Source organism: Microcystis sp. LEGE 08355 (assembly GCF_015207185.1).
In the GTDB taxonomy this organism is placed as follows: Bacteria; Cyanobacteriota; Cyanobacteriia; order Cyanobacteriales; family Microcystaceae; genus Microcystis; species Microcystis panniformis.
The window spans coordinates 1-1,604 of the sequence record NZ_JADEXI010000816.1; the positions used below are offsets into that span (position 1 = coordinate 1).

Here is a 1,604-nt window from a genome sequence, read left to right on the forward strand (position 1 = left end):
CAGATTTTTAGGGCTAATTGTGCATCTGCTGATCCAACAAATTAGCCTGTAATTCAGAGCCGGCAATCGTTTTGACGATTTAGATAAAATTTTCAATGTGACACTTTAGGGTGCGGAATGTGGGTTGTATGGATATCGGCAAATTTGTCACATCTTCCCAGAAATTTCTTGACAATTACTAGAGGAAAGGGTACATTGGGATCAGATTTTCTGAAGCTTTATGTCCCTATCTAAAGTTATCAATCATGGGGGGCGGGAGAAGCGTAGCTTATCAAAGGCTCTGCTGAAATCCTTTTCCCTAGTCACGGCCACTGCGATCGGATGTATTAGTATCGCCACCAGTGCCACTGCGGCTGGTTTTTCCTTCGCTTTCGGTAGCTACGGTTCGAATCCCGGTGAGTTCAATACCCCCACCGGTATCGCTGTCGATAGCGGTGGTAATATCTATGTAGCCGATACGTTCAACAATCGGATACAGAAATTCAACCCCAGTGGTGTCTTCCAGTCCACTTTCGGTACCAATGGTACGGGGGACGGTCAGTTCAAGAGCCCCTACGGTATCGCCGTCGGTAGAGGTGGTAATATCTATGTAGCCGATACGGATAACAATCGGGTACAGGTATTCGACCCCAGTGGTGTCTTCCAGTCCGCTTTCGGTAGCACTGGTTCGGATCCCGGTAAGTTCAATAACCCCTACGGTATCGCGATCGGTAGCGGTGGTAATATCTATGTAGCCGATACGGCCAACAATCGGGTACAGGTATTCAACGACCGTGGTTTCTTCCTGTTCGCTTTCGGTAGCTTCGGTTCGGGGGACGGTGAGTTTCAAGGCTCCTACGGTATCGCTGTCGATAGCAGTGGTAATATCTATGTAGCCGATACGTTCAACGATCGCGTACAGGTATTCGACCCCAGTGGTGTCTTCCAGTTCACTTTCGGTAGCCTCGGTTCGGGGGACGGTGAGTTCAGTTTCCCCTACGGTATCGCTGTCGATAGCAGTGGTAATATCTATGTAGCCGATACGTTCAACAATCGCGTACAGGTATTCAACGACCGTGGTGCCTTCCAGTCCACTTTCGGTAGCCTCGGTTCGGGGGACGGTGAGTTCAGTTTCCCCTACGGTATCGCTGTCGGTAGCGGTGGTAATATCTATGTAGCCGATATGGACAACAATCGCGTACAGGTATTCAGAACGCCCGAACCTTCTAGTATTATCGGATTAGGCATACTAGGGGGCGGGTTAGTGGTGCGTCGCCTCGCTAAACGTGGTTAATCGGTGTGGAGTGGGGAGATGAGTTAAAATTTCCCTAATTCCCCACCCTTTGCGGTTAAAAGCTTTAATTTTCCTGCTGCCTTTGTAATTCCTCGATTGCGTCGGGGGATAAGTCAGTAAATTGGGCGATTTCTGGGATAGAAAAACCAGCAGATAGCATTTTTAGGGCAATTTGTCGAGCTTTTTCCTCTTTGCCTTCTTCTTTGCCTTCCTCTCTGCCTTCCTCTAAAGCTTCTTGATAGACTTTAGTTTCTCTTAAATCACTTAAACTAAACATTTTTTCTATCTCCTTACGGTTTAATTTGGGCAATTTATAAATGAGAATTGTCTC

1 protein-coding gene and 1 pseudogene are annotated in these 1,604 nt (G+C 47.4%); one reads left to right on the top strand and one right to left on the bottom strand.

Annotated features, from left to right (window positions below; all coding sequences use genetic code 11):
- The first annotated feature begins 220 nt into the window (after positions 1–220).
- The gene (locus IQ242_RS24320; protein ID WP_193961724.1) at positions 221–1,273 is read left to right on the top strand and encodes a 6-bladed beta-propeller; all 1,053 of its coding nucleotides are present in this window, start codon (positions 221–223) and stop codon (positions 1,271–1,273) included.
- Between the two features lie 64 nt (positions 1,274–1,337).
- Here the strand turns inward: IQ242_RS24320 and IQ242_RS24325 are convergent.
- Positions 1,338–1,604: pseudogene (locus IQ242_RS24325) on the bottom strand (flagellar assembly protein H); the annotation flags it as partial.